This window comes from Pseudogulbenkiania subflava DSM 22618 (assembly GCF_900177275.1).
In the GTDB taxonomy this organism is placed as follows: domain Bacteria; phylum Pseudomonadota; class Gammaproteobacteria; order Burkholderiales; family Chromobacteriaceae; genus Pseudogulbenkiania; species Pseudogulbenkiania subflava.
In genome coordinates this window covers 41913-66963 of the sequence record NZ_FXAG01000019.1, presented here as the reverse complement: position 1 = coordinate 66963, position 25051 = coordinate 41913, and the positions used below count along the sequence as shown (strand labels likewise).

The 25051-nt window shown below is 57.7% G+C and carries 25 protein-coding genes, 3 tRNA genes, 1 pseudogene and 1 riboswitch; of the genes and pseudogenes, 22 read left to right on the top strand and 7 right to left on the bottom strand.

The window, feature by feature from the left end; translation table 11 throughout:
• Positions 1-33 precede the first annotated feature (33 nt).
• Both yajC and tgt read right to left on the bottom strand, forming a co-directional pair.
• Positions 34-363, bottom strand: coding sequence for a preprotein translocase subunit YajC (gene yajC / locus B9N72_RS15745; protein ID WP_085277247.1), 330 nt, complete (start codon positions 361-363; stop codon positions 34-36).
• Between the two features lie 134 nt (positions 364-497).
• Positions 498-1613, bottom strand: coding sequence for a tRNA guanosine(34) transglycosylase Tgt (gene tgt / locus B9N72_RS15740; RefSeq protein ID WP_159453047.1), 1116 nt, complete (start codon positions 1611-1613; stop codon positions 498-500).
• A 126-nt stretch (positions 1614-1739) separates the two neighbouring features.
• Between tgt and B9N72_RS15735 the strand changes: the two genes are divergently transcribed.
• The 14 genes and pseudogenes from B9N72_RS15735 (at position 1740) to B9N72_RS15675 (ending at position 12739) form a co-directional block, all read left to right on the top strand.
• Positions 1740-1816, top strand: a tRNA-Val gene (locus B9N72_RS15735).
• Positions 1817-1992: 176 nt separating this feature from the next.
• Entirely contained in the window at positions 1993-3891 is a 1899-nt protein-coding gene (gene thrS, locus B9N72_RS15730; protein WP_085277245.1) for a threonine--tRNA ligase, read from the top strand.
• A 36-nt stretch (positions 3892-3927) separates the two neighbouring features.
• Positions 3928-4452 (top strand): translation initiation factor IF-3, encoded by a 525-nt coding sequence (infC, locus tag B9N72_RS15725; protein ID WP_085277244.1) that lies wholly within the window; start codon positions 3928-3930, stop codon positions 4450-4452.
• Positions 4453-4604: 152 nt separating this feature from the next.
• Positions 4605-4802 (top strand): 50S ribosomal protein L35, encoded by a 198-nt coding sequence (rpmI, locus tag B9N72_RS15720; protein WP_008955135.1) that lies wholly within the window; start codon positions 4605-4607, stop codon positions 4800-4802.
• 12 nt (positions 4803-4814) lie between these two features.
• A complete protein-coding gene (rplT, locus tag B9N72_RS15715; protein ID WP_008955134.1) occupies positions 4815-5171 on the top strand; it encodes a 50S ribosomal protein L20 in 357 nt (118 codons plus the stop codon).
• Positions 5172-5295: 124 nt separating this feature from the next.
• Positions 5296-6279, top strand: coding sequence for a phenylalanine--tRNA ligase subunit alpha (gene pheS, locus B9N72_RS15710; RefSeq protein WP_085277243.1), 984 nt, complete (start codon positions 5296-5298; stop codon positions 6277-6279).
• Positions 6280-6302: 23 nt separating this feature from the next.
• On the top strand, positions 6303-8663 hold the full coding sequence (gene pheT / locus B9N72_RS15705; protein WP_085277242.1) for a phenylalanine--tRNA ligase subunit beta: 2361 nt from the start codon (positions 6303-6305) through the stop codon (positions 8661-8663).
• Positions 8664-8755: 92 nt separating this feature from the next.
• Entirely contained in the window at positions 8756-9052 is a 297-nt protein-coding gene (locus B9N72_RS15700; protein WP_008955131.1) for an integration host factor subunit alpha, read from the top strand.
• Positions 9000-9392: a MerR family transcriptional regulator gene (locus B9N72_RS15695; RefSeq protein ID WP_234986009.1), complete on the top strand. Its 393-nt coding sequence runs from the start codon at positions 9000-9002 to the stop codon at positions 9390-9392. Before B9N72_RS15700 ends, B9N72_RS15695 begins: the two co-directional genes overlap by 53 nt.
• Positions 9393-9422: 30 nt before the next feature.
• A tRNA-Pro gene (locus B9N72_RS15690) sits at positions 9423-9499 on the top strand.
• Between the two features lie 245 nt (positions 9500-9744).
• Positions 9745-9894, top strand: a pseudogene (locus tag B9N72_RS21790) (DUF1289 domain-containing protein); the annotation flags it as partial.
• An 84-nt stretch (positions 9895-9978) separates the two neighbouring features.
• Positions 9979-10194, top strand: coding sequence for a hypothetical protein (locus tag B9N72_RS21490; protein ID WP_234986008.1), 216 nt, complete (start codon positions 9979-9981; stop codon positions 10192-10194).
• A gap of 16 nt (positions 10195-10210) precedes the next feature.
• On the top strand, positions 10211-10795 hold the full coding sequence (locus B9N72_RS15680; RefSeq protein WP_085277240.1) for a methyltransferase: 585 nt from the start codon (positions 10211-10213) through the stop codon (positions 10793-10795).
• 138 nt (positions 10796-10933) lie between these two features.
• Entirely contained in the window at positions 10934-12739 is a 1806-nt protein-coding gene (locus B9N72_RS15675; RefSeq protein ID WP_085277239.1) for a methyl-accepting chemotaxis protein, read from the top strand.
• A 47-nt stretch (positions 12740-12786) separates the two neighbouring features.
• Here the strand turns inward: B9N72_RS15675 and B9N72_RS15670 are convergent, their stop codons facing one another.
• The 3 genes from B9N72_RS15670 to B9N72_RS15660 form a co-directional block, all read right to left on the bottom strand.
• Entirely contained in the window at positions 12787-13350 is a 564-nt protein-coding gene (locus tag B9N72_RS15670; protein WP_085277238.1) for a TMEM165/GDT1 family protein, read from the bottom strand.
• A 12-nt stretch (positions 13351-13362) separates the two neighbouring features.
• A riboswitch (yybP-ykoY riboswitch) is annotated at positions 13363-13535 on the bottom strand.
• 83 nt (positions 13536-13618) lie between these two features.
• Positions 13619-14083 carry a large-conductance mechanosensitive channel protein MscL gene (mscL, locus tag B9N72_RS15665; RefSeq protein ID WP_085277237.1) on the bottom strand — a complete coding sequence of 155 codons (465 nt, stop codon included), beginning with the start codon at positions 14081-14083 and terminating at the stop codon, positions 13619-13621.
• A gap of 291 nt (positions 14084-14374) precedes the next feature.
• Positions 14375-14450 (bottom strand) — tRNA-Asn (locus B9N72_RS15660).
• 195 nt (positions 14451-14645) lie between these two features.
• Between B9N72_RS15660 and ygfZ the strand changes: the two genes are divergently transcribed.
• From ygfZ to B9N72_RS15645, 3 genes are all read left to right on the top strand, one after another.
• The gene (ygfZ, locus tag B9N72_RS15655) at positions 14646-15623 is read left to right on the top strand and encodes a CAF17-like 4Fe-4S cluster assembly/insertion protein YgfZ (protein ID WP_085277236.1); all 978 of its coding nucleotides are present in this window, start codon (positions 14646-14648) and stop codon (positions 15621-15623) included.
• A 98-nt stretch (positions 15624-15721) separates the two neighbouring features.
• Positions 15722-16027 carry an H-NS histone family protein gene (locus B9N72_RS15650; protein WP_085277235.1) on the top strand — a complete coding sequence of 102 codons (306 nt, stop codon included), beginning with the start codon at positions 15722-15724 and terminating at the stop codon, positions 16025-16027.
• 183 nt (positions 16028-16210) lie between these two features.
• Positions 16211-17917, top strand: a complete 1707-nt coding sequence (locus tag B9N72_RS15645; RefSeq protein ID WP_085277234.1) for a hypothetical protein — start codon at positions 16211-16213, stop codon at positions 17915-17917.
• A 63-nt stretch (positions 17918-17980) separates the two neighbouring features.
• Here the strand turns inward: B9N72_RS15645 and B9N72_RS15640 are convergent, their stop codons facing one another.
• On the bottom strand, positions 17981-19111 hold the full coding sequence (locus tag B9N72_RS15640) for a M14 family metallopeptidase (RefSeq protein ID WP_085277233.1): 1131 nt from the start codon (positions 19109-19111) through the stop codon (positions 17981-17983).
• Between the two features lie 166 nt (positions 19112-19277).
• The gene (locus tag B9N72_RS15635) at positions 19278-19841 is read right to left on the bottom strand and encodes a phasin family protein (protein ID WP_085277232.1); all 564 of its coding nucleotides are present in this window, start codon (positions 19839-19841) and stop codon (positions 19278-19280) included.
• A 177-nt stretch (positions 19842-20018) separates the two neighbouring features.
• Here B9N72_RS15635 and phaR point away from each other — a divergent pair, with 177 nt between their 5' ends.
• The 5 genes from phaR to B9N72_RS15615 all read left to right on the top strand — a co-directional run bounded on the left by phaR (position 20019) and on the right by B9N72_RS15615 (position 25029).
• Positions 20019-20585 carry a polyhydroxyalkanoate synthesis repressor PhaR gene (phaR, locus tag B9N72_RS15630; RefSeq protein WP_008955118.1) on the top strand — a complete coding sequence of 189 codons (567 nt, stop codon included), beginning with the start codon at positions 20019-20021 and terminating at the stop codon, positions 20583-20585.
• 64 nt (positions 20586-20649) lie between these two features.
• Entirely contained in the window at positions 20650-21108 is a 459-nt protein-coding gene (locus B9N72_RS21785; protein WP_234986007.1) for a hypothetical protein, read from the top strand.
• Entirely contained in the window at positions 21048-21284 is a 237-nt protein-coding gene (locus tag B9N72_RS21780; protein ID WP_234986006.1) for a TRAM domain-containing protein, read from the top strand. The genes B9N72_RS21785 and B9N72_RS21780 overlap by 61 nt, the downstream gene beginning before the upstream one ends.
• Positions 21285-21461: 177 nt before the next feature.
• A complete protein-coding gene (locus tag B9N72_RS15620) occupies positions 21462-23972 on the top strand; it encodes an EAL domain-containing protein (RefSeq protein WP_085277231.1) in 2511 nt (836 codons plus the stop codon).
• Between the two features lie 232 nt (positions 23973-24204).
• Entirely contained in the window at positions 24205-25029 is an 825-nt protein-coding gene (locus tag B9N72_RS15615) for an AraC family transcriptional regulator (RefSeq protein WP_085277230.1), read from the top strand.
• Positions 25030-25051: the final 22 nt, after the last annotated feature.

The window sequence follows — 25051 nt, the reverse complement described above, 5'->3', positions numbered from 1 at the left end:
GAAACGGCCGCCCACGAGGGCGGCCAGGATGCATTACAGGGACTTGATGGTGCCCTTTTCCAGCTTGGCTGCGACCGCGCCGCGCTGAATCTGGACTTCCACGCCGTTGGCAATCTCTACCGACAGATATTGTTCGCCGGCCTTGGTTACACGACCCACGATGCCGCCCTGGGTTACCACCTCGTCACCCTTGGTGATTTCGGACAGCATCTTCTGCTGTTCCTTCGCGCGCTTCTGCTGCGGGCGTACCAGCAGGAACCAGAACAGCGCAAAAATCACGACCATCGGCAGGAAACCCGTCACAGTCGATAGGTCGAAGCCGCCCGGTGCGGTACCGGCAGCGAATGCGGGGGTGATGAACATCGTGTTAATTCCCTTATGTTTGTTGTCTATCAGTATCCGAAGCGGGCCATTGTAGCCACGCCGTGTTGCTTTTCCAACCGTGGCGGTAGCGCAAACCCGGTATGACCGTGGTCTGCTGCCCCGGTTCCAGCGCCTCAGTCGGCCCCGCGTGCGCGGCGCTGGGCGAAATCGACCTGGAATGCCGGGAAACGGTCTTCCTCGATAGCCTGGCGCATTTCCGCCATCAACTGCTGGTAGTAATACAGGTTATGGATGGTATTGAGGCGCGCGCCCAGAATTTCGCCGACCCGGTGCAAATGGTGCAGGTAGGCACGGCTGAAGTTGCGGCAGGCGTAGCAGCCGCAGGCCTCGTCCAGCGGCTTCTTGTCATCCTTGAAGCGCGCATTTTTGATCTTGATGTCGCCCCACTGGGTGAACAGCCAGCCGTTGCGCGCATTGCGCGTCGGCATCACGCAATCGAACATGTCCACGCCGTTGGCCACGCCATGCACCAAATCCTCGGGCGTGCCCACTCCCATCAGATAATGCGGCTTATCGGCGGGCAGCATGTCCTTCATCTCGGTCAGCATGCGGTACATCTCGGGCTTGGGCTCGCCTACCGATAGCCCGCCGATGGCATAGCCGTCGAAACCGATCTCCATCAGCCCCTCGAGCGACTCGCGGCGCAAATCGGTATAAAGGTTACCCTGCACGATACCGAACAGCGCGTTGGGGTTCTTCAGATCGTCGAAGGCGCGGCGCGAACGTTCCGCCCAGCGCAGACTCATGCGCATCGACTTGGCGGCGGTATTGTGGTCGACCTGGCCGGGTGTGCATTCGTCGAAAATCATCACGATGTCCGAGTTCAGCACTTTCTGGATTTCCATCGACTTTTCCGGGGACAGGAACAACTTGTCGCCGTTGACCGGACTCTGGAAAGTCACGCCTTCCTCGGTGATCTTGTTCAGCGCACCCAGGCTGAACACCTGGAAGCCGCCGGAATCGGTCAGGATCGGCTTGTTCCAGCCGATGAAGTCATGCAGGCCACCGAACTGCTCGATGATCTCCAGGCCGGGGCGCAGCCATAGGTGGAAGGTATTGCCCAGAATGATCTGCGCGCCGATGTCGCCCAATTCGACCGGGCTCATCGCCTTGACCGAGCCATAGGTGCCCACAGGCTGGAAGACCGGGGTCTCGACCGTGCCGTGGTTCAGCTCCAGCGTCCCGCGGCGGGCACCGCCGGACGTTTTATGTACGGTAAACTTCAGCATGAAAATAGATGGTTTGCCTAGTAAAATCAGCGCGCTAGTATACCCGAAGCGACTGCTTGCATGAATTTTTGCAGCAGGGGGCTTGCGGAAGGTGATGATGGTGGGTATTATGCACTCCTCGACGACAGGCACGTAGCTCAGTTGGTTAGAGCACCACCTTGACATGGTGGGGGTCGTTGGTTCGAATCCAATCGTGCCTACCAAAATTCAGCAATGGAGCATTCCCGGAAATGGCTTTCCGAACTACTATCACCCGTTATTCGCGCTAGTCGCGCCTTGCGGGATGTTCCATGCAAAAAAGTGCGGCTTTGGCCGCACTTTTTTTTTGTTTTTCCAAATCTGATCGCGCCTTGCCCGGCCCTACTGCGTTGGAGTTCACATGCCTGATATTCGCTTGCCCGACGGCTCCGTCCGTTCCTTCGATAAACCGGTTTCGGTGTACGAGGTCGCTGCCTCCATCGGTACCGGTCTGGCGCGCGCCTCGCTGGCCGGCCGAGTCGACGGCCAGCTCGTCGATACCAGTTACGTGATCGATCGCGACGCGGACCTGGCTATCGTTACCGATAAGGATGCCGACGGCCTGTCCATCATCCGTCACTCCACCGCCCACTTGCTGGCCTACGCCGTCAAGGAACTGTTCCCCGAGGCACAGGTGACGATCGGGCCGGAAATCGAAAACGGCTTCTACTACGACTTCAGCTACAAGCGCCCGTTCACGCCGGAAGACCTGGCTGCCATCGAGCAGAAGATGACCGAGCTCGCCAAGAAGGATATCCCGGTCGAGCGCTACGAACTGCCGCGCGACGAGGCGATCGCCTACTTCAAATCGATCGGAGAGCACTACAAGGCCGAGATCATCGAGTCGATCCCGCAGGGCGAAGTGCTGTCGCTGTACCGTGAAGGCGGCTTCACCGACCTCTGTCGCGGTCCGCACGTGCCATCCACCGGTAAGCTCAAGGTGTTCAAGCTGATGAAGGTGGCCGGCGCCTACTGGCGCGGCGACAGCAAGAACGAGATGCTGCAGCGTGTCTACGGTACCGCTTGGGCCAAGAAGGAAGACCTGGCTCAGTACCTCTACATGCTGGAAGAGGCTGAGAAGCGCGATCATCGCAAGCTCGGCAAGCAGCTCGACCTGTTCCACCTGCAGGATGAGGCGCCGGGCATGGTGTTCTGGCATCCCAAGGGTTGGCAGTTGTGGCAGTCGGTTGAGCAGTACATGCGTCGTACCCTGGGCGAAGCCGGCTACCAGGAAATTCGCACCCCGCTGGTGATGGATCGCATCCTGTGGGAAAAGTCTGGCCACTGGGAAAACTACCGCGAGAACATGTTCACCACCGAGTCGGAAAAGCGCGACTACGCGGTCAAGCCGATGAACTGTCCGGGGCATGTGCAGGTATTCAACCAGGGTCTGCGTTCCTACCGTGACCTGCCGCTGCGCTACGCCGAATTCGGCGCCTGCCACCGCAACGAGCCATCCGGCGCGCTGCACGGCATCATGCGCGTGCGCGGTTTTGTGCAGGATGACGCCCATATCTTCTGTGCCGAAGAGCAGATTATCGAAGAGGCGCGCGCCTTCAACGAACTGACCATGCGTGTCTACCGCCAGTTCGGCTTCGACAATGTCTCGGTCAAACTGTCGCTGCGTCCGGAGAAGTACGCCGGTACGCTGGAGGCGTGGGATCGTGCCGAGAACGGCCTGCGCGAAGCGCTGCGTGCCTGCGGCATCGAATGGGAAGAGTTGCCGGGCGAGGGTGCTTTCTACGGCCCGAAGATCGAGTACCACATCAAGGATGCGCTCGGCCGTTCCTGGCAGTGCGGCACGCTGCAGCTCGACTACGTGCTGCCGGAGCGTCTGGGGGCCGAATACGTGGCGGAAGACAACAGCCGCAAGCGCCCGGTGATGCTGCACCGGGCCATCCTGGGTTCGCTCGAGCGCTTCCTTGGCATCCTGATCGAGAACCATGCCGGCGCCTTCCCGTTGTGGCTGGCTCCGGTGCAGATGGTGGTGATGAACATCACTGAAGCACAGGCCGATTATGCCTCTGTTGTGGCGCAAACGCTGAAGAAACAAGGCTTCCGCGTCGAGCTCGACTTGAGGAATGAAAAGATCAGCTATAAAATCCGCGAACACAGTCTGCAAAAACTGCCGTTCCAGATCATTGTGGGCGACAAGGAAAAGGCAGACGGTCTGATTGCCGTTCGTGCTCGTGGCGAAGACTTGGGCCAGCTGACGCTGGACGACTTCGCGGCACGGCTGAAGGCTGACATGCCTCAGTGACGCGGTGTCGGGCTTGATGAACAGTTAATAGGAGATTTGGCTATAGCTCAGGAACGTGAAGCACGGATCAACGGCGAAATTACCGCCCGCGAAATCCGTCTGGTAGGTAAGGAAGGCGAGCAGCTCGGCATCGTGAGTCTGCGTGAGGCAATGGCGACGGCCGAGGAGTTGGATATCGATCTGGTTGAGATCTCTCCGACCGCTCAGCCACCTGTCTGCAAGCTGATGGACTACGGCAAGTACAAGTACGAAACGTCCAAGAAGCGTCACGAAGCCAAGCTCAAGCAGAAGCAGGTCCAGATCAAGGAAGTCAAGTTCCGTCCGGGTACCGACGACGGCGACTACGGCGTCAAGCTGCGCAACCTGGTCCGCTTCCTGAACGACGGCGACAAGGCCAAGGTGACGCTGCGTTTCCGCGGTCGCGAAATGGCTCACCAGGACATCGGCCTGGCCCTGCTCAAGCGGGTAGAGGCGGATCTGGCCGAAGTTGGCACGGTCGAGCAGTTCCCGCGCCTGGAAGGTCGCCAGATGGTAATGATGATTGCCCCGAAAAAGAAATAATCGGGTATAATCAGCGGTTTGACACGGCAGGTTCGCCTGCCGTGTTGATTTTGTGGCGTTTAGGCGCTGCAACAAAAAGCGGGACGTCACGGTTTGCAAGCATCGAAAGATCACCGTGCGTCGGATCTAAAGAAATTCAGCAGGAGTTTTCCATGCCGAAGATGAAGACCAAGTCGAGCGCGAAAAAACGCCTCAACGTATTGGGTGGTGGTGGTGTCAAGCGCTCTATGGCGTTCAAGCGTCATATCCTGACCAAGAAAACCACCAAGAACAAACGCCAACTGCGTGGCACCACCATGGTGGACGCAAGCAACATGGCGTCCGTTCGTGCAATGATGCCCTACGCTTAAGGAGTTTGATCAATGCCTCGTGTTAAACGCGGTGTAACCGCTCGCGCTCGTCACAAGAAAATCCTTGCTCTGGCGAAAGGCTATCGCGGCCGTCGCAAGAACGTCTATCGCATCGCCAAACAGGCGGTGATGAAAGCCGGTCAATACGCTTACCGCGACCGTCGTCAGAAAAAGCGCCAGTTCCGCCAGCTGTGGATCGCCCGTATCAACGCCGGTGCGCGTGAACTGGGTCTGTCCTACAGCAAGTTCATGAACGGTCTGAAGAAGGCTGCCATCGAAATCGACCGCAAGGTCCTGGCCGATCTGGCCGTGTTCGATAAGCCGGCTTTTGCCCAGATCGTTGAAAAAGCGAAAGCAAGCCTCGCTTAATCGCTGGACGGTCAAAAGGGAGGCAGTGATGCCTCCCTTTTTTTTACACGCTTTTCGAGATGGCTGACCAGACCGCCGGACCATCCGGTCTGGCCAGCTTTCTTACGCATACGGTGTGAGCTACATGAACAATGTCGACACGATTCTCGAGTCGGGGCTGTCCGCGCTGGACGCGGTGCAGGATCTGGTAGAACTGGAGCAAGTCAAGGCGCGCTACCTCGGCAAGAGCGGCGAGCTGACTGAGCTGCTCAAGCAGTTGGGCAAGCTGCCTGCCGACGACCGCAAGGCCGCCGGCGCGGCGATCAACGCTGCCAAGCAGTCCTTCGAGGCGCGCCATAACGAACGCCGCGACCTTATCAATGCCGACAAGCTGGCGCGTCAGCTGGCGGCCGAATCGCTGGATGTGACCTTGCCCGGGCGCGGCAGTGCCGTCGGTGGCCTGCACCCTGTCACGCTGACCCTGGAGCGCATTGCCACGCTGTTCCGCAGCCTGGGGTTCGAAGTGGCAGACGGTCCGGAAATCGAAACCGACTTCCACAACTTTCAGGCCCTGAATATCCCTGAAAACCACCCGGCGCGCGCCATGCAGGACACCTTCTACGTCGAAGGTGGTGACGTGTTGCGTACCCACACTTCGCCGATCCAGGTGCGCTACATGCTGAACAACGAGCCGCCGATCAAGATCGTGGCGCCGGGTCGCGTGTATCGCGTCGACTCCGATGCCACCCATTCGCCGATGTTCCATCAGATGGAAGGCCTGTGGGTGGATCAGGACGTTAGCTTCGCCGACCTCAAGGCCACCGTCACCGACTTTCTGCGCCGCTTCTTCGAGCGTGATGATCTGCAGGTGCGCTTCCGTCCGTCGTTCTTCCCGTTCACCGAACCGTCGGCCGAAATCGACGTGCTGGGTGAGCGCGGCTGGCTCGAAGTCGGCGGCTGCGGCATGGTGCACCCGAACGTGCTGAAGAACGTCAACATCGACCCGGAGAAATACACCGGTTTCGCCTTCGGTATCGGTCTGGACCGTTTCGCCATGCTGCGCTACGGCGTCAATGACCTGCGCCTGTTCTTCGAGAACGATCTCAATTTCCTCAAACAGTTCAACTGATCGCGGGCAGGGGAATACATACAATGCAATTTTCCGAACAGTGGCTGCGTAGCTGGGTCAATCCGTCCCTGAATACCGACGAGCTTTCTTATCTGTTGACCATGGCCGGCCTCGAGGTTGAAGAGGTCAATGCTGCGGCACCGGCCTTTAGCGGCGTGGTCATCGCCGAGGTCAAGGAAGTCGTCAAGCACGAGAATGCCGACCGTCTGCGCGTGACCAAGGTCGATGCTGGCACCGGCGAGCTGATCCAGATCGTCTGCGGAGCGCCGAACGTCGCCGTCGGCCTGAAAGTGCCGTGCGCCCTGCCGGGCGCCGTGCTGCCGGGCGACTTCAAGATCAAGCCGACCAAGATGCGCGGCGTCGAATCCGGTGGCATGCTGTGTTCTGGCAAGGAACTGGGCGTGCCGGACGACGCCGACGGCTTGCTGCTGCTGCCGGCCGATGCCCCGGTCGGCACGAGCATCCGCGACTATCTGTCGCTGGACGACAGCCTGTTTACCCTCAAGATCACCCCGAACCGTGCCGATTGCCTGTCGATCAAAGGCCTGGCCCGTGAAGTGGCGGCACTGACCGATAGCGCCTTGCAGCCGGTAGCGATCGCCCCGGTGGTGCCGGCGCACGACCAGACCTTGCCGGTGCGCATCGACGCCCCGCAAGGCTGCGGCCGCTACATCGGCCGCGTGGTGAAGGGCGTCAACGCCGCCGCACCGACGCCGGACTGGATGAAGCGCCGCCTGGAGCGTTCCGGCCTGCGCTCGATCTCGGCCATCGTTGACGTCACCAACTACATCCTGCTGGAACTCGGCCAGCCGATGCACGCCTTCGATCTCGCCAAGCTGGACGGTGCCATCACCGTGCGCATGGCCCGTGCAGGCGAGAAACTGGTGTGTCTGAACGAGCAGGAAGTGGCGCTGGGGGACCATCTGATGGTGATTGCCGACGACTCTAAACCGGTGGCCATCGCCGGCATCATGGGCGGGCTGGGAAGCGGTGTTACCACGGCATCTCAGGATGTATTCCTCGAGAGTGCGTTCTTTGCACCGGAGATGATCGCCGGCAAGGCGCGTGAGCTGGGCTTCGGTTCGGACTCGTCCTATCGTTTCGAGCGCGGGGTGGACTTCCAGCAGCAGCGGGATGCCATCGAGCGTGCCACCGCGCTGATCGTCGAGATCTGCGGTGGTGAAGCCGGGCCGCTGACCGAGGCGCAGGGCCAGTTGCCGCAGCGCCAGGCCGTGGCGGTGCGCAGTGCGCGTGTCAACAAGGTGCTCGGCCTCGATCTGGTGCCCGATGCCATCGCGGCCATTTTCTCCCGCTTGGGCCTGGACTACGACAACACGGCCGAAGGTTTTGCCGTTGCGCCGCCGGCATTCCGCTTCGATATCGAGATCGAAGAGGATCTGATCGAGGAAGTGGCCCGTGTCTACGGCTACGATGCCATCCCGTCCGATGCCCCGCGCTCGCGTATGAAGATGTTGCCGCTGCCGGAAACACGCCGGCCGCGTGAATTGATCCGTCAGCAACTGGCGGCGCGCGACTATCAGGAAGTGGTCAGCTATGCCTTCGTCGATGAGCGCTGGGAGCGTGATTTTGCCGGCAATGCCGATCCGGTCAGGCTGATCAACCCGATCGCCGCTCAAATGAGTGTGATGCGCTCGACCCTGCTGGGTGGCCTGGTCGATGTGCTGGTCGGTAACGTCAACCGCAAGCAGCCGCGCGTTCGCGTATTCGAAGTGGCTCGGACTTTCCGCAAGTCGGCCGAAGGTTTCGACCAGCCGGAAAAGATCGCTGGTCTCGCCTGGGGTTCCCGCCTGCCGGAGCAGTGGGGTGCCAAGACCGAGCGTGTCGACTTTTTCGACGTCAAGGCCGATGTCGAAGCGCTGCTGCATCCGCAGCCGGCCGAATTCCGCAAGGCGGCCCACCCGGCCTGCCACCCCGGCCGTTGTGCCGAAATCTTCCTGGCCGGCCAGCTGGTCGGGGTGATCGGCGAACTGCATCCGCAGTGGGTGCAGCAGTACGATCTGCCTTCCGCGCCTGTGGTCTTTGAGCTGGAATACGCTGTCGTGGAAGCACAGCGCCACGTCAAGGCGGCTCCTGTCAGCAAGTTCCAGCCGGTACGCCGTGACCTGGCGCTGGTGGTGGACGAGCAGGTGGAAGTTGGCGCCATGCTGGCCAGCTTCCGTCAGGTGGCCGCCGAGATTGTCAGCGAAGTGGCGCTGTTCGACGTTTACCGCGGCAAAGGCGTGCCGGAGGGTAAGAAGAGCCTGGCGTTCCGTGTCCTGTTGCAGGATCAGGCCAAGACGCTGACCGATGCCGAGGTCGAGGTGGTGGTGAGCAGCCTGCTGGAAGCCGTGTCGACCAATCATGGGGCGACCTTGCGCCTCTGACCGGGCAGGTCGGAAGTGTTGGCGGGCTTCCGTGCGTGCTTGCAGCGGAAGCCGCTTTGTTTTATTTTTGATCGGTATGTTAAGGGGTAATCATGACTTTGACGAAAGCGGAGTTGGCCGACCTGCTGTTTGACAAGGTAGGGCTGAACAAGCGTGAAGCCAAGGACATGGTCGAATCTTTCTTCGAAGAGATCCGCCAGGCGCTGGAATCCGGTGACAGTGTGAAACTGTCCGGCTTCGGCAATTTCCAGCTGCGTGACAAGCCTCAACGGCCGGGGCGTAACCCGAAGACCGGCGAGGAAATTCCTATCACTGCCCGCCGCGTGGTGACTTTCCATGCAAGCCAGAAACTCAAGGGAATGGTCGAGCAACATCATGCCAATAACTGAGGCAGAACTGCCGCCGATTCCGCCAAAGCGTTATTTTACGATTGGCGAAGTCAGTGAACTGACCGGTGTCAAACCGCATGTGCTGCGTTACTGGGAGCAGGAATTCTCCCAGTTGCGCCAAGTCAAGCGGCGCGGCAACCGTCGCTATTACCAGCATCATGAGGTTTTGCTGGTGCGCCGTATCCGTGGCCTGCTCTACGACGATGGTTTCACCATTCACGGCGCAAGGCTGCGTCTGGGGCAAGAAGCGGCCGGTCCGGTGCCGCTGACTGCCCAGGCTGTCCGGGCCGAGTTGCAGTCCATTCTCGAATGGTTGAACGGTGGGATTGGCAAGTCGTAATAATCCATTTATAATGCGGTTCTCTTGAGTCGGGGTGTGGCGCAGCCTGGTAGCGCATCTGCATGGGGTGCAGAGGGTCGGAGGTTCGAATCCTCTCACCCCGACCAATCAAAAAGTCTTGAATATCAAGAACGTCTGACCCGGTGCTCACCGGGTTTTTTGTTGTCTATAAAATTCCTGATGGACTTTGTGCGGAGTCCCCTGCCGCCATCGGCCTTATTGAGCCTGCCGCCGTCACTTCATCTCTTTATTCTTCGGCCGGTTTTTCGGCTTCTTCTACGCTAGTCGCATAGACGATCGCGGCTTGCTGCTTTAGTCTATCAACGCTCTAGTATGGTTATGGCTGTTCACTATGTCTGAATCTGCTGACTCGCCCTGTATTGCCCATTGCTCAACGGCCCTCGGTGATAATGTCTGCCGTGGTTGTTTCAGAACGTTCCTGGAGGTGGCGCAATGGAGTGCCTTGGCTCCGGATGGTAAACGTCATGTCTGGGGGCGATTGCCGCTTCGTCGCCGCTTGGCTGATTGGGCTCGCCTGTTGGGGGCGGGGTGGGATCTGCAGGAGGTCAATGGTGAGGAGTGGGCGATGACCTGGTACCAAGGGTTTACCAAACTGTTGTTCCGTTTTGAGTTGGACGGATCGCTGCGCATGAATCTGCCTGACAGTGCCTTGGCCGCACATTTGGCCGGCAAGGATGATGTAGCCCTCCTGGGAGAGGCTAGGGATTGGCTGGCTGATTCTGCCCAATGGCTTGGCAGTGAGGCTGACCCGGCAAAGAGTGGGAATAAGCTCCAAGGCTAATACTAAGGAAGTCGCGATGAAGCAGAATTGCGCCGAACCCAGTTTCTGGGACGTTCGTTATGCATCTGGCGTCACCCCGTGGGATACCGCTGATATTCCTGCTGCATTCCAGGTATTTGCTGAGACCCGGCCTGAGGGCAGCAGGGTGCTGGTTCCGGGGTGTGGCAGCGCTCATGAGGTCAAGTTGCTGCTTGACCATGGTTTTGAGGTTGACGCGATTGATTTCAGTGCGGAGGCCGTAGCTCGTGCGAGAGCGAGCCTTGGTGCCAGTACCGATTGCGTCCAGCAAGCCGATTTTTTCTTGCTGCCGGAACGTCAGGATTACGATTGGATATACGAGCGAGCCTTCTTTTGTGCTTTGCCTCTGGCTAGCAGGGAGGCGTATGCACGGAAAATGGCTACCTTGCTTCGCCCCGGCGGCGTTCTTGCCGGCTTTTTCTTCCTGGGGGATAACCTGAAGGGGCCGCCTTTCGGCTCGACGTTGCAGGAATTGCAGCAATGGCTTTTGCCATGGTTTGATCTACTTGACATGAGTCGGGTGGGGCAGACGCTTCCCGTGTTTGCCGATCGCGAACATTGGCTGGCATGGCAGCGACGTTGAGGAGATTCTGGGCCTGTTTGACAGAAATCAATAGTGACGACTCAGCCATCTGGTCATTTTTCTCATTTCAGGTGAGAATCGACTTCAGCTTTTAAAGAAAAAATAAAGGTCAGTGGCAAATTACTTGGGAGACAGCAGATGGAGTGGTTCTGGAGTATGTACTCTTGGACGGAAAAAACGTTCTGGAACAGCCTGACCAAGAAGCTGTGCAGCTTCTTCTTTATCAGTGCCTTTCAGTTGGGGATGGTGGTCTATATCTACTCTGCTCTGGAGGATATCAGGGCCATTCACAAGAACCATACGGTTTCCGCCGAGATTCTGACTCTGGTGGAGGCGCGTATCGACAGTGCCATTTTGTGGACCCTCATCCTGTGGGGCATCTGCCTGGTCTTTATTGCTTTCATGGTCTGGTACCTGCGCTACTTGATCGTCCGGCCACTGAAAATGACCATTTCCATTTTCAACGAGATCGGCGCCGGAGAGGGGGATTTGTCGCGTGAGATTCCGACTATCACCCACGATGAAATCCGCGAGCTTTCCGTGTCCTACAATCGATTTCTGACCAAGATGAGAGAAATCATCAGCAATGTCAGGCTGATGACGGTCAGGATCGCCATGGATTCTGCCCGCACCCGCAAGAATATCCACGAATCGCTGGAAAGCGCCCGCCAGCAAGACGATTTTGCCACCAAGGTCTGCGACGCCAGTAATCAGACAACCTCCGGCATCAATCAAGTCACCGAGCAGACCCAGGCCATTTCCTCTACGACACTAAGCAATCTTGACGTTGCCCGGGTTTCCTTTGATGAACTGAAATCGGTGGCTGATCGTATCTACGACATCAGCACCAAGGTTGGACATTTCAACCAGACCGTTGACTATCTAAGCCAGCGCTCGGCCAGCATCAAGACCATCGTTGAGCTTATCAAGGAAATCTCCGACCAGACCAATCTGCTGGCGCTCAATGCTGCGATCGAGGCTGCCCGTGCAGGTGAATCCGGGCGTGGATTCGCCGTGGTGGCCGATGAAGTGCGTAAGTTGGCCGAAAGAGTCAAAACGGCAACCGACGAGATTTCCGGCAATATCGACGGCATGCTCAGCTTGGTGGCGGAAACGCAGGCTGAAACCAACGAAATCAGCAGCGATACCCAATTGGCCAGGGAAGTGGTGTCCAAAGCCTCTCAGCAGTTCGGCAGGATGATGGGTGATTTCGAGCAGACTGCAGGTAGCCTGCGCGGTATTGCCGACACCATGGAAACATTTGCTGAAACCAATCGCGAAGTGAATCTGCACGTGGCCCAGATTCACGAGCTAAGTCAGAACGTATCAGAGCGCCTGCTGCACACCGAGGAGGTCGCTGACGTACTCTCAGGTGCCGCCGAGCAGGTGCAGGATCTGGTTTCGCGCTTCATCATCGGGGAGGGAGTATTTGATAAAGCCCTGAACAGTGCGAGACAGACTCGGGATGAATTGCAGACGGTGTTGGGTCGTCTTGCTGGGGAGGGGGTTAATCTGTTCGATCAGCAGTACCGCCCCATTCCTGGGGTGACGCCGCCGAAATACCATACGAGTTACGACAGCAAGGTGGAGTCTGTGCTGCAGCCTATCTATGACCGGGCGGTGCAGGATGCCAAGGGGGGGAGGTACTGTGTGATGGTCGATAGCAATGGTTATGCCCCGACGCACAATAGTTTTTATTCGCGCCCTGTGACGGGTGACCTGCAAAAGGATTTGGCCTCCAGTCGCGACAAGCGCATTTATAACGATAAAGCCGGTTTGCGTTCAGCCAGGAATACCCAGCCGATGCTGTTGCAAACGTATGTGCGTGATACTGGTGAGGTGCTGTCTGAAATGGCCCTGCCGGTGATGGTGCAGGGGCGTCATTGGGGGGCGCTGCGCTTGGGCTTCGACCCGAACGACATGCTGTCGGCAGCGAATAGCTGAAAATAATCAAAACTATAAACAAAGGGAGGTTAAGCCTCCCTTTGCTGTTATTGCAGTGGTATCAGCAGTGTTATGACGCCAAGGCCGGCAAACAGCATGGCCGCCGCCCCGTGTACTGCACGCGTTGGGATTTTGCGCGAAACCATGTCCCCGAATAAGACAGCTGGTACGTTGGCAAGCAACATCCCTATCGTGGTCCCGGCTACCACGCTGGCTAGCGAGTCGAAACGGGCGGCCAGCGCGACGGTGGCAATTTGGGTCTTGTCCCCCATTTCGGCGAGGAAGAAGGCAATGAGGGTGGCGCCAAAGATCCCGACCCGTTCAAAAAAGCGGGTGTCTCCATCGATTTTATCCGGGATCATGATCCAGACTGCCATGCCGATGAAGCAAGCGCTCAGTATCCAGCGCATTACATCCGCGCCGACATGGTTGGTGACCCACTGGCCGACCATGGCAGCTGCGGCATGGTTAAAAAGCGTTGCAATCAAGATGCCCAGGATGATGGGTATGGGTTTGCGGTAACGGGCCGCAAGAAGCAGGGCGAGAAGTTGGGTTTTATCGCCAATTTCGGCAAGGGCGACGACACCCGTAGAGAGAAGCAGGGCTTCCATAAAGGCTCCAAGGGGCTGCGAAGAACGCCATGACGGATCTGCACTGCAGCCCCAGCTGAAAGTGCAAGCCTGTCATGGGTCTTGCCAAGCCTTCACGGCCGCGCGTGCCATGGTGTTAAAACCAAGTATGTTGACACGTGCCAATGCATTAGCGCATTGAGGCTACTCCCCCAGAACGGTACCGATTTTACGTGAACCGCACCTGACCAGCAAATGAAGGAAGTTTGGTGCTGTGCCCCGCACACTTGGCGGGGCGAGTTGGGTATCCCTAGGAGCTTAGTTCGGACGTGCAGTGCGGGCAGCGCGAGGCTTTGCTGGGAATGCTGGAGAGGCAATAAGGGCAGTCTTTGACGGGGGCTGGCTCGGCTGCGGCGGGAACTTCCTCCTTTTTCAGGCGGTTGATCGATTTGACTAGCATGAAAATGGCGAAGGCGACGATGCCGAAGCTGACCAGTGCATTGATAAACAAGCCGATGTTGAGAGTAATGGCCCCTGCCGACTTGGCTGCAGCAACCGAAACGTAGGGTCCGGCTTGTTTGCTGCCTTCTTTGAGGACGAAAAAGAAATTGGAGAAATCGACGTTACCGAGAATCAGCCCGATGGGAGGCATGATCACATCGTCAACAAGGGATTTTACGATGGCTCCGAATGCGCCGCCGATCACCACGCCAATGGCAAGGTCAATGACGTTGCCTCTCATTGCAAATTCTTTAAATTCTTGGATAAGACGCATAGTTGGCTCCAGGTGGTGGGTTTATGGTTCGGTATTAAGTGCCAAGCGGTGGCTGTAATCAACTATAGTGGATATCCCCTGCGGGTGGGCAGGAAGGTGGCCGGGGGGGTATTGGCATGCCATTCAGGTGCGTTGGCGTGGGAGAATATAGCGCTACTGCAACAACATTGGTAGGGGCTGCGGCGTATAACTTATATCGCTTGCTTGGCAAGGGAAACGCAGGTGGCGTGCCTTGGTGTTGACTGCACGGGAAGCAAAAAGCCGCACAGGTAGTGTGCGGCTTTTTTGAATTGGCTCCCCGAGCAGGGCTCGAACCTGCGACCTGCGGATTAACAGTCCGTCGCTCTACCAACTGAGCTATCAGGGAATTGATGGAGGCGTATAATATATGCTTCATCGCCACTTGTCAAGGCCGAATTGCTTTGTGGGCAATGGCGATGTCGATGCTTGATTAAGTGGCGCTAGGGCCCAATCTATCATGCTACAGAATTCAAGGATTTGAGACGTCGACGTTTGATGAGTCGCTCTGTCTCTGCGGCAATCAGAAACGGAAGGGAATGTGATGAATGGATTAAGTGCAGATGTGGCCGATGATTTCAAGCAGCAGCTTGACGCCGTGTGTAATGGCAACGCCCTGTGTTCTATGGCACATTTTTCCGTTATTCGAGCTAGTGGCAGTGATGCACAAGGCTTTCTTCAGGGGCAGTTGTCGAGCGACCTGCGCGAGGTCTCGGAGTCGCGTAGCCAGTACAGCAGTTATTCCAATGCCAAAGGTAGGGTTTTAGGGAGCTTCCTGATTTGGCAATTCCGTGGTGATTATTTCTTGCTGGTCCCGGCCGATATTGCCGCTGCGTTGTGTCGCCGCCTGAGCATGTTTGTGCTGCGCTCCCAAGTGAAGCTTGAAGTGCTGACCGAACCTTGGCAGCTGGCAGGGGTAAAGGGGACGGGGGCTGAGGCGGTTTTGAGGGATGTTTTTACTGATGTGCCAGCGCAGGCGCACGATGTGATGGCCAACGAATCTGGTGTAATGATCCGATTGCCGGCGGGTAATTTGCTGTTGTCTTATGATGCATCTGCTTCTGGGGTAGTTAAAAGCCGGCTTGAGCAAGTATGCCGACAAGTGGGGGGTGAGGCGTGGTCGCTTCTGGATATTGCGGCAGGAGTTCCATGGGTCACCGGACCTACTCAGGAACAGTTTGTTCCCCAAATGATCAATATGGATGTGCTGGGTGGGATAAGCTTTAAGAAAGGCTGCTACCCCGGCCAGGAAATTGTCGCCAGAACCCAGTATCTGGGAAAGGTGAAAAGGCGTCTGTTCCGCGTCGAATTGCCGGTGGCAGCAAACCCAGGCGATTCCTTGTATAGCCCTGCAACGGGTGATCAAGCTATAGGCATGATCGTAAACACTGGTTGTGACCAGAGTGGTTCGCGGGTTGCTCTTGCTGTGGCGCAGCTTGCAGGTTGGGAAACCGGCCTCTTTCTTGAAAAGGAATATAAAAATGCCCTTATGGATCTCGGCCTGCCTTATGTCATCGACTAAGCCGGAATCGCCGAGTTGGCAATTTTCAAAATAGACTTGACCGCATCCTTGGGTTGTGACTAAATTGAAATATATTTTCAAACTAGTGAGATGACTAAATGGAACTTTCCAATCTGAGCTTTGCTGATCTACTTTCCCTCAAAAGCGATCTGGAAAACGAGATTAAACGGCGTGAGCACGAGGAAAAAGCTAAAGCTAAAAAACAGATTGTGGAACTTGCTCGTGCGTACGGGCTGAGCGTGGAAGAGGTGCTGGGCAAAGTAGGTCCGGCCCGCAAGCCGGTAGAAGCCAAGTATTGCCACCCGCAAAATCCCGAGCTGACTTGGACTGGCCGTGGCCGCAAGCCACTGTGGGTTCAGGAGCTACTCGCCACCGGCAAAACTCTTGAGGATCTGGCGATTTGACGATCGCAGTTCTTTGGTCAAGATCAAAAAAGCATCCCTATGAGGATGCTTTTTTTGTTTTACTTGTCAGTGCATCTTGCATGTTGGGAGCGATCCTGCGGATACTGTGAAGATACTGGGGTGGCGTGATTTATGTGTAAATTGTTGTGTTATCTATAAAAAGCTATTAAGACAGGCGGCATCATGTTGGATTTTTTCTTGCGCGGCTCAAAGAAGAAGATCGATCCGCTCAGCAACGCGGCCTCTGCCAAGGAATGGGTCGAGTCGCTGAAGCAGGAGTACGGTTCTGCATCCCACGACAAGGTGTCGGAAGCTGTCGCCGAGCTTAATCGTAATGGCGCGGTGTTGTCTGCGGATACGCTAGAGGCCGTTTTGACACTTAACCGGGAAACGGCCCAGTTTCATTACCAACTGGGTATCCAGTACCTGATGAATATCAGAATGCCCAAGGTTCTGGAAGCACAGTTACGGAGACAGATTTTGGGATATGGCAGCGAATTTCTCGATGCCTACCGACAGGCCCTAAGTCAGTCCTTTTCCGGCGAGGATGAACGCCGTGTCTATGCCATGCTGCCTTTGGTGCTGGCACGCATGATGCATTATTTCTGTGAGGCAGCCCGATGGTCGTTCTTTCAAGGCGTCTCGCCTGGGGAGGTGTTCTGGCTGAACGTCAATCACGTCTACCGATTTGCTGAAGAACGAGGCCTGGAGTCGGCGCCGGTATTCCTTTTCGGCGAGCACGATGAAGGTACGACCGTACAGGATCAGTTTCTCATCCTGCAGATGCTGGCCTTGCTTTCCAGTGGTAACTTGACCCCTAGGCAGCTAAATTTTTCCTACGAGTTACTGCGCCTGGTCTCGAACCGGATGGCCCTAGTTCGCGAGTTTTCTCCCGACCTTAGTTTTGCCGTGGTGCTGGATGAAGGGCATCCTGCCTCGCGTTGCATGGGAACGTTCGGCTCTGGGTTTTACCGTTATTGGAGCACGGCCGAGGTTAACGAAATACTGCATGGTTGGCTGGCGGTTCTTGAAACAGGGCATATGCCGACAGAACTGGCTCGTCTTGCCGAGCCAGGTGTGGATGCGGTTCTCTTCCGTGTATTGTGCCGAGAGTGGGCCGCCAAGCCTGTTCGCATTCAACGTGCAGAGCGGGTTGCGGTCAGCAACCGTAAAATCGAAGTGGTGCATCGACTTGGGACCTTGCATCGCCTGATTCGCCAGCCCGATGAACAGAAACTGAAGACGGCGGCTGCGCTGCCTAAAGACAATTTCAGTTCGGCTTCCGACCTGCGGGTCTATGGTTTTGTCACCAGTCGGCGTAAAGATAAGGCACTCCCGACGGTTCCTGTGCGACCTGAGGAAACCCCGTTGGCCAAGGAAGTTTTCAACCAGTGGGAAATTGAAAATATCAGTCAGACCGGGCTGGGGGTCTCACTGGATGCGGTCGGGAACGAATGGGTCAGTCTGGGGGAGTTGCTGGGGTACAAGGAAGGCGAGGGGGCCACGTGGAGTGTGGGTATTGTGCGGCGCATCCGACGTCTGCACCGGGAGAAAATTTTTCTCGGGATCGAAACCCTGACCGATCGGCCGGTAGCAGCTGCGCTGAGGGCGATGGATGTCAAGGCGGTGGACCCGCGGACCATGCCGGAGCATGTTTGGCAGGGAGGGGTAATCGCCCTGTTTGTGCCCTTGACCAGGAACGAGCGGAGCATCAATACACTCATTGTACCGGTTGCCTCGTACATGCTGGGTAAACAGTACTATATGAGCGCCAGAGGCAAATTCTTCCAGGTTGCCTTAGGAAAGGTGCTCGAAAAGGGGCGCGACTGGTATTTGGTCGAAATCGAGCTGGTAAAGGCGTTAGAGGGGATGCCGTCGGCTGCGCCGTGAATGATGTCCTGCACCCAAGCAAAACGGCCGCTGAGCGGCCGTTTTGCTTGGGTGCCAAATCGTTCAGGCACGCAGTTTGTTGATGACTGCATATATGGGCGTGAGCATGGCCTCGCCCAGCCGTTGGCTGCGTTGTCCATTCCAGCCGTAATCGTCGTCCGGTAGGTTGGCATTGTCCTTGAACGGCATCTCAAGCGTGTAGGCGAGGCACTGGAACTGGTTGCCGACCCAGGTGGTGGCCCAGGAAAGATCGGCGCTGCCAGGGGCGCTTTTTTCGTAGCCGTGTTCGTCCTGGAAGTCGGGAGAGGCAAGTTTCAGGTGATGCTTGAAGGCTTCTTCCAAGGCGCGGATGCGGTCGTTGTAGCTGGGCACGCCTTCGGTTCCGGCGACGAAGACGAAGGGAATGTTCTCGTCGCCATGGATGTCGAGGAATAGATCGACGCCGGTCTCGAGCATTTTCTGACGTACGACGAAGACTTCCGGGCTGGCTTCCAGCGAGGGATTCAGCCATTCGCGGTTCAGGTTGGCTCCTGCTGCGTTGGTGCGCAGATTTCCCAGGACGGAGCCATCAGGGTTCATGTTCGGTACCACGTAGAAGGTAGCATGGTCGAGCAGCATGCGGGATGTCGGGTCGATCGGGTCGAGCAGGCGGTTGAGGAAACCTTCGACGAACCATTCCGCCATGGTCTCGCCGGGGTGCTGGCGTGCCGTGATCCAAATCTTGAGATCGGATTCGACTTCATGACCGATGGTCAGCAGATTGATGTCCCGCCCCTGCAGGGTCGAGCCCAAGTCGGAGACTTGGCAGAGGCCGGAACCCTGTGCTTGTCCGATGAGGTTCAGATGCTGGTCGTAAGAGTAAGGTTCGAAGTAGGCGTAGTACACGCTATTGGCCAGCGGCACGTGTTCGATGGTCACTACGCTGCCATCATAGCTGGTTGGCACCCGAAACCAGTTGATGCGATCGTACGATGCCATGGCGTGATAGTCGGCCCAGCCTTCGGGGTAGGCGCACTCGGACGCATTCAGGAAGCGCAGGTTGCAGGTTTGGTACGCGGCTCCTTGCAGGCGGAAGTAGAACCACTGGGCAAAGTGCGAGGCATTATCGTTCGGAATGCGAAGCTGAATGTCTTCAAAGCCGTTCATCGAGACAACTTCGATACTGCCGGCGTCAAAATTGCTACTGATCTTCATGCGCTACCCTGTTTCTATGTGGGCTCGTAAAACCCGAATTGTAAACCCGCGTGGGAAATTGGGCACCTGATGTGTGGTGGGGAACGTGAGCAGGGTGTCTGAAAGTGGAAGAATGAAAAAGGCCATACCCGTGCAGGGTATGGCCTTTTGTCGCAAGGGGCAGCGATCAGGACGCGCTGGTGTTGCTGGCACGTTTGGTCGTGGCTTTGACGGCGTCAGCGGTGGCGCTGCTGGCAGCCTTCACGCTGGTTTCGGCAAATTCGTTTACTTGCTGTGCTGCCTTGGTGAAGCTGTTGATGGCAGCGGCGGCGGCGGCAACCGAGGTTTTGACGGCGTTGACCGTGACTTCGGAACCGGCCGGAGCGTTCTTGGCGATGTCTTCGATGACGTTGATCAGCGACTTGTTCAGGGTGCCCAGGTTTTCTTCAGCCAGCTTGGCCAGTTCGCCTTGAGCCTGGGTGACGATTTCGTAGACATTGCGGGAGTTGGTGACCGCTTGCTCTACCGACTCGGTAGCCAGCTTGTTGATGCGGGCGACGGCTTCTTGCGGGTCTTTGGCGCCAGCGAGGTCCTGGGCGACCTTGATGTTGTCTTCGAGAGACTGTTTGGAAACTTCGAGGTTGAATTTCACCAGCTTTTCGGTGCTATCCAGCGAAATCTGGGCGAAGCGCAGCGCGGTTTCGACGCCGCCCAGCGAAAACTTACTGAACTGCTCGTTGGTAGTGAACATGGTTTATGACCCTCTCCGTGGTGTGTTGTACGGTGTGAATTGCATTGTGCAATGCACAATATACTCGCAAAATTTAGCATGCTGCTCAATGCAGTGGCTAGAAGATTTGCTCTATGTTGTTGCATTTATGATAAATTGTTCGCACACAACACCACGACAATGAACTGGGAGTGTTACATGAGTGTTGAGAAGCGGGTCATTAAAAAGTATCCGAATCGCCGGCTATACGACACGGCGACGAGTTCTTACATTACCTTGGGGGACGTTAAGCAGCTGGTTCATGACAATATCGACATCCAGGTGGTTGACGCCAAGACCCAGGATGACATTACCCGCAGCGTACTGCTTCAGATCATTTTTGAAGAGGAAAACGGTGGTGCGCCGATGTTCAGCTATGAGGTGCTGACGCAGTTCATCCGTTTCTACGGGCAGGCCATGCAGGGCATGATGGGGCCGTTCCTGGAGAAAAACCTCCAGCTCTTTACACAGCTGCAGCAAAAGATGCAGGAACAGACTCGGGCGATGTACGGCGATAACGCCATGTTCAACGCCAACCTGTGGGGCGAGTTCATGAAGATGCAGGGCCCGGCCATGCAGAACATGATGTCGAGCTACCTGGAGCAGAGCACCGGTATGTATCTGGAAATGCAGAACCGCATGCAGGAACAGACCAAGCAACTGTTCACCGGCTTTGGCTTCCCCGCCTATCCGCCTGCCGACAAGGACAAAGAAGGCAAGTCCTGATCGGTCCGCCGATATCACCATTTTTCTTATATAATCAGCACGTTGTCAGCCGGGTGTCGTTCACGTGACCCCGGCTTTCTCTATTCTTTCAATAAGATTCGGGACTTTACTAACGTATGGCCCATTCCGCCCCCAAAGTCGGCTTCGTATCGCTCGGCGTCTCAAGGCCTTGGTTGATCCCGAGCAGATTCTTACCCGCCTTCGCGCCGAAGGTTACGATATTTCCCCCTCCTACGATGGAGCCGACCTGGTCGTGGTCAATGCCTGTGACTTCATCGATTCGGCTGTTGCCGAATCGATGGATGCGATTGGTGAGGCCTTGACGGAAAACGGCAAGGTCATCGTGACGGGTTGTCTGGGAGCGAAAGGGGTGGTGGTACGCGATGTGCATCCTTCTGTGCTGGCGGTGACCGGCCCGCATGCTACCCGGAGGAGGTCAAGGCGGTACGCAAGGAGCGCTTCATGGAGGTGCCGGCCGAGATCAGCGCCGTCCGTCTGGCGCGCCGGGTGGGCAAGCGCATGACGGTGCTGGTCGACGAGATTGACGAGCAAGGTGCGGTTTGTCGCAGCTATGCCGATGCCCCGGAGATCGACGGCATGGTGTTCGTGGCCGATGCCGAGGGCCTGCAGGTGGGCGATTTCGTCGAGGTGGAGATCACGGCGTCCGATGAGCACGACCTGTGGGGGGAGCGGGTGTAATACTCGCCACCGGCAAGGAACGAAGGCGCCATCGCATCAGCGGTGGCGCTTTTTTCGTGTTGGGACTGATTTATATCAGGGAATGCGAAGAAAGCATTTGGCATCAAGTCGCGCTGTCATTGAATGCCTGTATATTCGACGGGGTATTCGTCAACGATTGTTTAGGATCAGCCAGACATGTCGCCGTTGCTGCAACCCGTTGATCACATTCTGCTCCCCGAGATATTGAGTTGCCCACCCTCCACCTCGGTGCACGAGGCGGCCCGCCTGATGATGGTATCTCACTGTGGTTCCATTATCGTGATGGACGAGGCGGGAACAGCCCTCGGGATCTGGACCGAGACCGACGCGCTGAATCTGGATTTTTCGGCGACGGCCGGGGAGGATGACACGCTGGTGGAGCAGGTGATGAGTTCCCCGGTGCGTACGCTCCAGAGTGGTACGTCGGTTCATGATGCGACCGGATTTTTCCGCCGCCATGGCATCCGCCACGCCTTGGTGGAACGGGACGGTGTCTATCTTGGCCTGGTGTCCCTGACCGATATTGTGCTCAACCAAGGGACCGAGTCGTTTCTCGGACTGAAGCGGCTGGAGGATCTGGGGTGCAGGCCGGCCTGTGTGCTGGGGGCCGAGCTGGGGTTGAAGGATGCTGTCAAGGTGATGCGGCAGGGGGCGGTGGATGCCGTCGGGGTGTGCTTCAGCGACGGTGAACTGGGCATCCTGACCCGGCGCGACGTGGTGCGCCTGCTGGCGCAAGGCGAGTGCGATCAGGCGTTGGGGGCGGTGTGCTCGCGGCCGATGTTGACCATGGCCGAGAACGCCAGCCTGCTGCATGCCAGGCGTCTGATGTTGCAGCATAAGATCCGCCACTTGGGTGTGTGCGGAGCGGACGGTGGGCTCAAGTTCATCCTGGGCTTCGGCGATATTCTCCACAACATCGAGCACGAGTGCCTGCTGGAGTTGCAGGGGGCGCTCAACGAGCGCGACCAGGCTTTGCTGCTGTCGCGTCAGAGTCTGCTCCTGGCGGACAAGGTGTTCGAGTCCACGCTCGAGGGGATTGCCATCACCGATGGTTACGGCATCATTCAGTCGGTCAACCCGGCATTCGAGCGCATCACCGGTTACTCGGCCCGAGAGAGCATCGGCAAGACACCTGCCTTGCTGAAGTCGGGCAAGCAGCCGCCGGAGTTTTACGAGCATTTGTGGCACAGCCTGAAGCGTGACGGTGTATGGCAGGGTGAAGTGATCAACCGGCGCAAGAATGGCCTGCTCTATACCGAGCATCTGAGCATTACTGGTATTCGCGGCGACAACGGCGAGTACGCCCATTACGTTGCGGTGTTTTCCGACATTACCCAGCGCAAGCAGGCCGAGGAGCGTCTGCATTTTCTCGCCAACCATGATGCGCTGACCGGGTTGCCCAACCGCACCCTGTTCCTGGAGCGGCTGGAGGCGGGGGTGGAGCAGGCGCGCGAGTTCGGACAGCGCATGGCGTTGTTGTTCATCGACCTGGATCGTTTCAAGCTGGTCAACGATACCTTGGGGCACCATGCCGGTGACGAGCTGCTGGTGTGGATCGCCGAGGAAATGAAGAAGGTGGCGCCGCCGCTGGCGATGGTGGCGCGTCTCTCCGGCGACGAGTTCACCTTGCTGATGCCGGCCGTGGACAGCGTGCAGCAGGTGGCGAGCCGTGCTCAGAGCGTGCTGGACGCGATTGCCGGCGAAACCGTGGTGGCCGGGCAGGAGGTATTCGTGTCAGCCAGCATCGGCATCAGCATGTTCCCCGAGGATGGGGCCAGCGCGGATGTCTTGCTGGTCAACGCCGATACGGCGATGTACCGTGCCAAGGAGCGCGGCAAGAGCAATTTCCAGTTCTATACCCCGGACATGAATGCCAGTGCGCTGGAGCGCTTGCGGCTGGAGTACAGTCTGCACAAGGCGCTGGCCCAGGATGAGCTGGAGGTCTGGTACCAGCCCAAGGTCGAATTGGCGACCGGTCGGCTCGTCGGTGCCGAGGCCCTGATCCGCTGGCGCCACCCCGAACTGGGGCTGGTGTCGCCGGCACGTTTCATTCCGATTGCCGAGGACAGTTCGCTGATCGTGCCGATCGGTGAATGGGTGATGAAGACGGCCTGCAGGCAGGTGCGGGAGTGGCGTGAGCGCCAGCTGTTTGGCGGGCGCGTGGCGGTCAACGTTTCCGGACGCCAGCTTAAGTTCGCCGGTGTAGTCGAACTGGTGGAGCGCACGCTGGAAGAGTGTGGCCTGCCCAGCGCCGCGCTGGAGCTGGAGATTACCGAGAGTGTGGCGATGGATGAGGATAGCGGCATGGTCGAGGTGCTGCACCGGCTGCATGAGCTGGGCGTGTACCTGTCCATCGACGATTTCGGTACAGGGTATTCCTCGCTGTCCTACCTCAAGCGTCTGCCTGTGCAGGGGCTGAAGATTGACCAGTCGTTCGTTGCCGACCTGCATCAGAACCGGGATGATGCGGCGATCACCCAGGCGATCATTTCCATCGCGCGCAGTCTCGGGCTGGGGCTGGTGGCGGAGGGGGTGGAACTGGACGAGCAGCGGCGTTACTTGGTTGAGCAGGGCTGCGATACCGGACAGGGTTATCTATTCAGCCGGCCGTTGCCGGCAGCGGAGTTCGAGGCATTGCTGGAGCGGCAGTATCTGGCGTGGGACTAAGAGCCGTTAACAAAACCCTCTTGGCGTTGTTGCGCTCGCGTGCGAATCTTTGATTCGCCCAGCAAGCACTTGCCGTACTGCTTGTATGTAGCTTCGCAGAAACTTCGGCTTCGCCTCGTCTTCTGCGGCCGCGCGCCTAGCCAAGACCGCTGCGCTGGGTTCTGTTTGTGGCTCTAAAGCCTGACGCTGTCTGCTTGGTTTTGGGTGGGAAGCGGCGTGTTATCATATTGGCATGAGTTCCGATGCCAAGCCCTTGTTCTGGCGTGACCCTGCGCTGCCTTTTCTGGAGCTGCGCACCATCCAGGATGGCCGCCAGGTGTGCTATGCCCGCCATTCGCACGAGCATTTTTCCATTGGCGCCATCACCGGCGGATGCAGCACGTACCTGAATGAACGGACAAGTCATGCCGTGGGCCGTGGAGACGTGGTGTTGATGAACCCGGGCGAGGTGCATGCCTGCAATCCCATTGCTGACCAGCCATGGTCCTATCACATGCTGTATGTGGATACCGCTTGGCTGGCGGGCTTGCAAAGGGAATTCGGGCTGAGTGCCAATCAGGATTTTCATCCCTTCCAGTCGCGGCTAAGCCAAGATGCCCGACTGTATCGGCAGCTGGACCGGCTGGTGGCGCTCTGTCGTGATGGCGAGTCCTCGGTGTTGCAGAAGCAGGGTGAGGCGGTGGGTTTCTTCAGTGCGGTGCAGTCCATCCTGCAGCCGGCGGGCCGGAATGAGAACGAGCCCCATGACAGGCTGCTGCAGGCTGCTGACTATATCAATGACCATTATGCGGCGGAACTGAGTTTGCAGGACATCTGTTCCGCGGCCGCCTTGTCTTCTTCCTACCTGATCCGTGCTTTTCGCCAGCGTTATCACATGACGCCACACGAGTATCTGCTGAACTGCCGCATTCAGCGTGGCAAGGTGCTGCTGCGACGAGGCCGCAGGATTGCCGACGTGGCTCTGGCCTTGGGTTTTGCCGATCAGGCGCATTTCCAGCGAGTTTTCAAGCGGCTGGTGGCCGCCACGCCCGGACAGTATTGCCAGACGCGGCGCTAGGTGTGCCTTGGAACCTGTTCAG

Excerpts from the sequence above, each read along its gene's own strand:
- yajC (WP_085277247.1), bottom strand. The coding sequence starts at position 363 with ATGTTCATCACCCCCGCATTCGCTGCCGGTACCGCACCGGGCGGCTTC.
- tgt (WP_159453047.1), bottom strand. The coding sequence starts at position 1,613 with ATGCTGAAGTTTACCGTACATAAAACGTCCGGCGGTGCCCGCCGCGGG.
- thrS (WP_085277245.1), top strand. The coding sequence starts at position 1,993 with ATGCCTGATATTCGCTTGCCCGACGGCTCCGTCCGTTCCTTCGATAAA.
- rpmI (WP_008955135.1), top strand. The coding sequence starts at position 4,605 with ATGCCGAAGATGAAGACCAAGTCGAGCGCGAAAAAACGCCTCAACGTA.
- rplT (WP_008955134.1), top strand. The coding sequence starts at position 4,815 with ATGCCTCGTGTTAAACGCGGTGTAACCGCTCGCGCTCGTCACAAGAAA.
- pheS (WP_085277243.1), top strand. The coding sequence starts at position 5,296 with ATGAACAATGTCGACACGATTCTCGAGTCGGGGCTGTCCGCGCTGGAC.
- pheT (WP_085277242.1), top strand. The coding sequence starts at position 6,303 with ATGCAATTTTCCGAACAGTGGCTGCGTAGCTGGGTCAATCCGTCCCTG.
- B9N72_RS15700 (WP_008955131.1), top strand. The coding sequence starts at position 8,756 with ATGACTTTGACGAAAGCGGAGTTGGCCGACCTGCTGTTTGACAAGGTA.
- B9N72_RS15695 (WP_234986009.1), top strand. The coding sequence starts at position 9,000 with ATGCAAGCCAGAAACTCAAGGGAATGGTCGAGCAACATCATGCCAATA.
- B9N72_RS21490 (WP_234986008.1), top strand. The coding sequence starts at position 9,979 with ATGACCTGGTACCAAGGGTTTACCAAACTGTTGTTCCGTTTTGAGTTG.
- B9N72_RS15680 (WP_085277240.1), top strand. The coding sequence starts at position 10,211 with ATGAAGCAGAATTGCGCCGAACCCAGTTTCTGGGACGTTCGTTATGCA.
- B9N72_RS15675 (WP_085277239.1), top strand. The coding sequence starts at position 10,934 with ATGGAGTGGTTCTGGAGTATGTACTCTTGGACGGAAAAAACGTTCTGG.
- B9N72_RS15670 (WP_085277238.1), bottom strand. The coding sequence starts at position 13,350 with ATGGAAGCCCTGCTTCTCTCTACGGGTGTCGTCGCCCTTGCCGAAATT.
- mscL (WP_085277237.1), bottom strand. The coding sequence starts at position 14,083 with ATGCGTCTTATCCAAGAATTTAAAGAATTTGCAATGAGAGGCAACGTC.
- ygfZ (WP_085277236.1), top strand. The coding sequence starts at position 14,646 with ATGAATGGATTAAGTGCAGATGTGGCCGATGATTTCAAGCAGCAGCTT.
- B9N72_RS15650 (WP_085277235.1), top strand. The coding sequence starts at position 15,722 with ATGGAACTTTCCAATCTGAGCTTTGCTGATCTACTTTCCCTCAAAAGC.
- B9N72_RS15645 (WP_085277234.1), top strand. The coding sequence starts at position 16,211 with ATGTTGGATTTTTTCTTGCGCGGCTCAAAGAAGAAGATCGATCCGCTC.
- B9N72_RS15640 (WP_085277233.1), bottom strand. The coding sequence starts at position 19,111 with ATGAAGATCAGTAGCAATTTTGACGCCGGCAGTATCGAAGTTGTCTCG.
- B9N72_RS15635 (WP_085277232.1), bottom strand. The coding sequence starts at position 19,841 with ATGTTCACTACCAACGAGCAGTTCAGTAAGTTTTCGCTGGGCGGCGTC.
- phaR (WP_008955118.1), top strand. The coding sequence starts at position 20,019 with ATGAGTGTTGAGAAGCGGGTCATTAAAAAGTATCCGAATCGCCGGCTA.
- B9N72_RS21780 (WP_234986006.1), top strand. The coding sequence starts at position 21,048 with ATGGAGGTGCCGGCCGAGATCAGCGCCGTCCGTCTGGCGCGCCGGGTG.
- B9N72_RS15620 (WP_085277231.1), top strand. The coding sequence starts at position 21,462 with ATGTCGCCGTTGCTGCAACCCGTTGATCACATTCTGCTCCCCGAGATA.
- B9N72_RS15615 (WP_085277230.1), top strand. The coding sequence starts at position 24,205 with ATGAGTTCCGATGCCAAGCCCTTGTTCTGGCGTGACCCTGCGCTGCCT.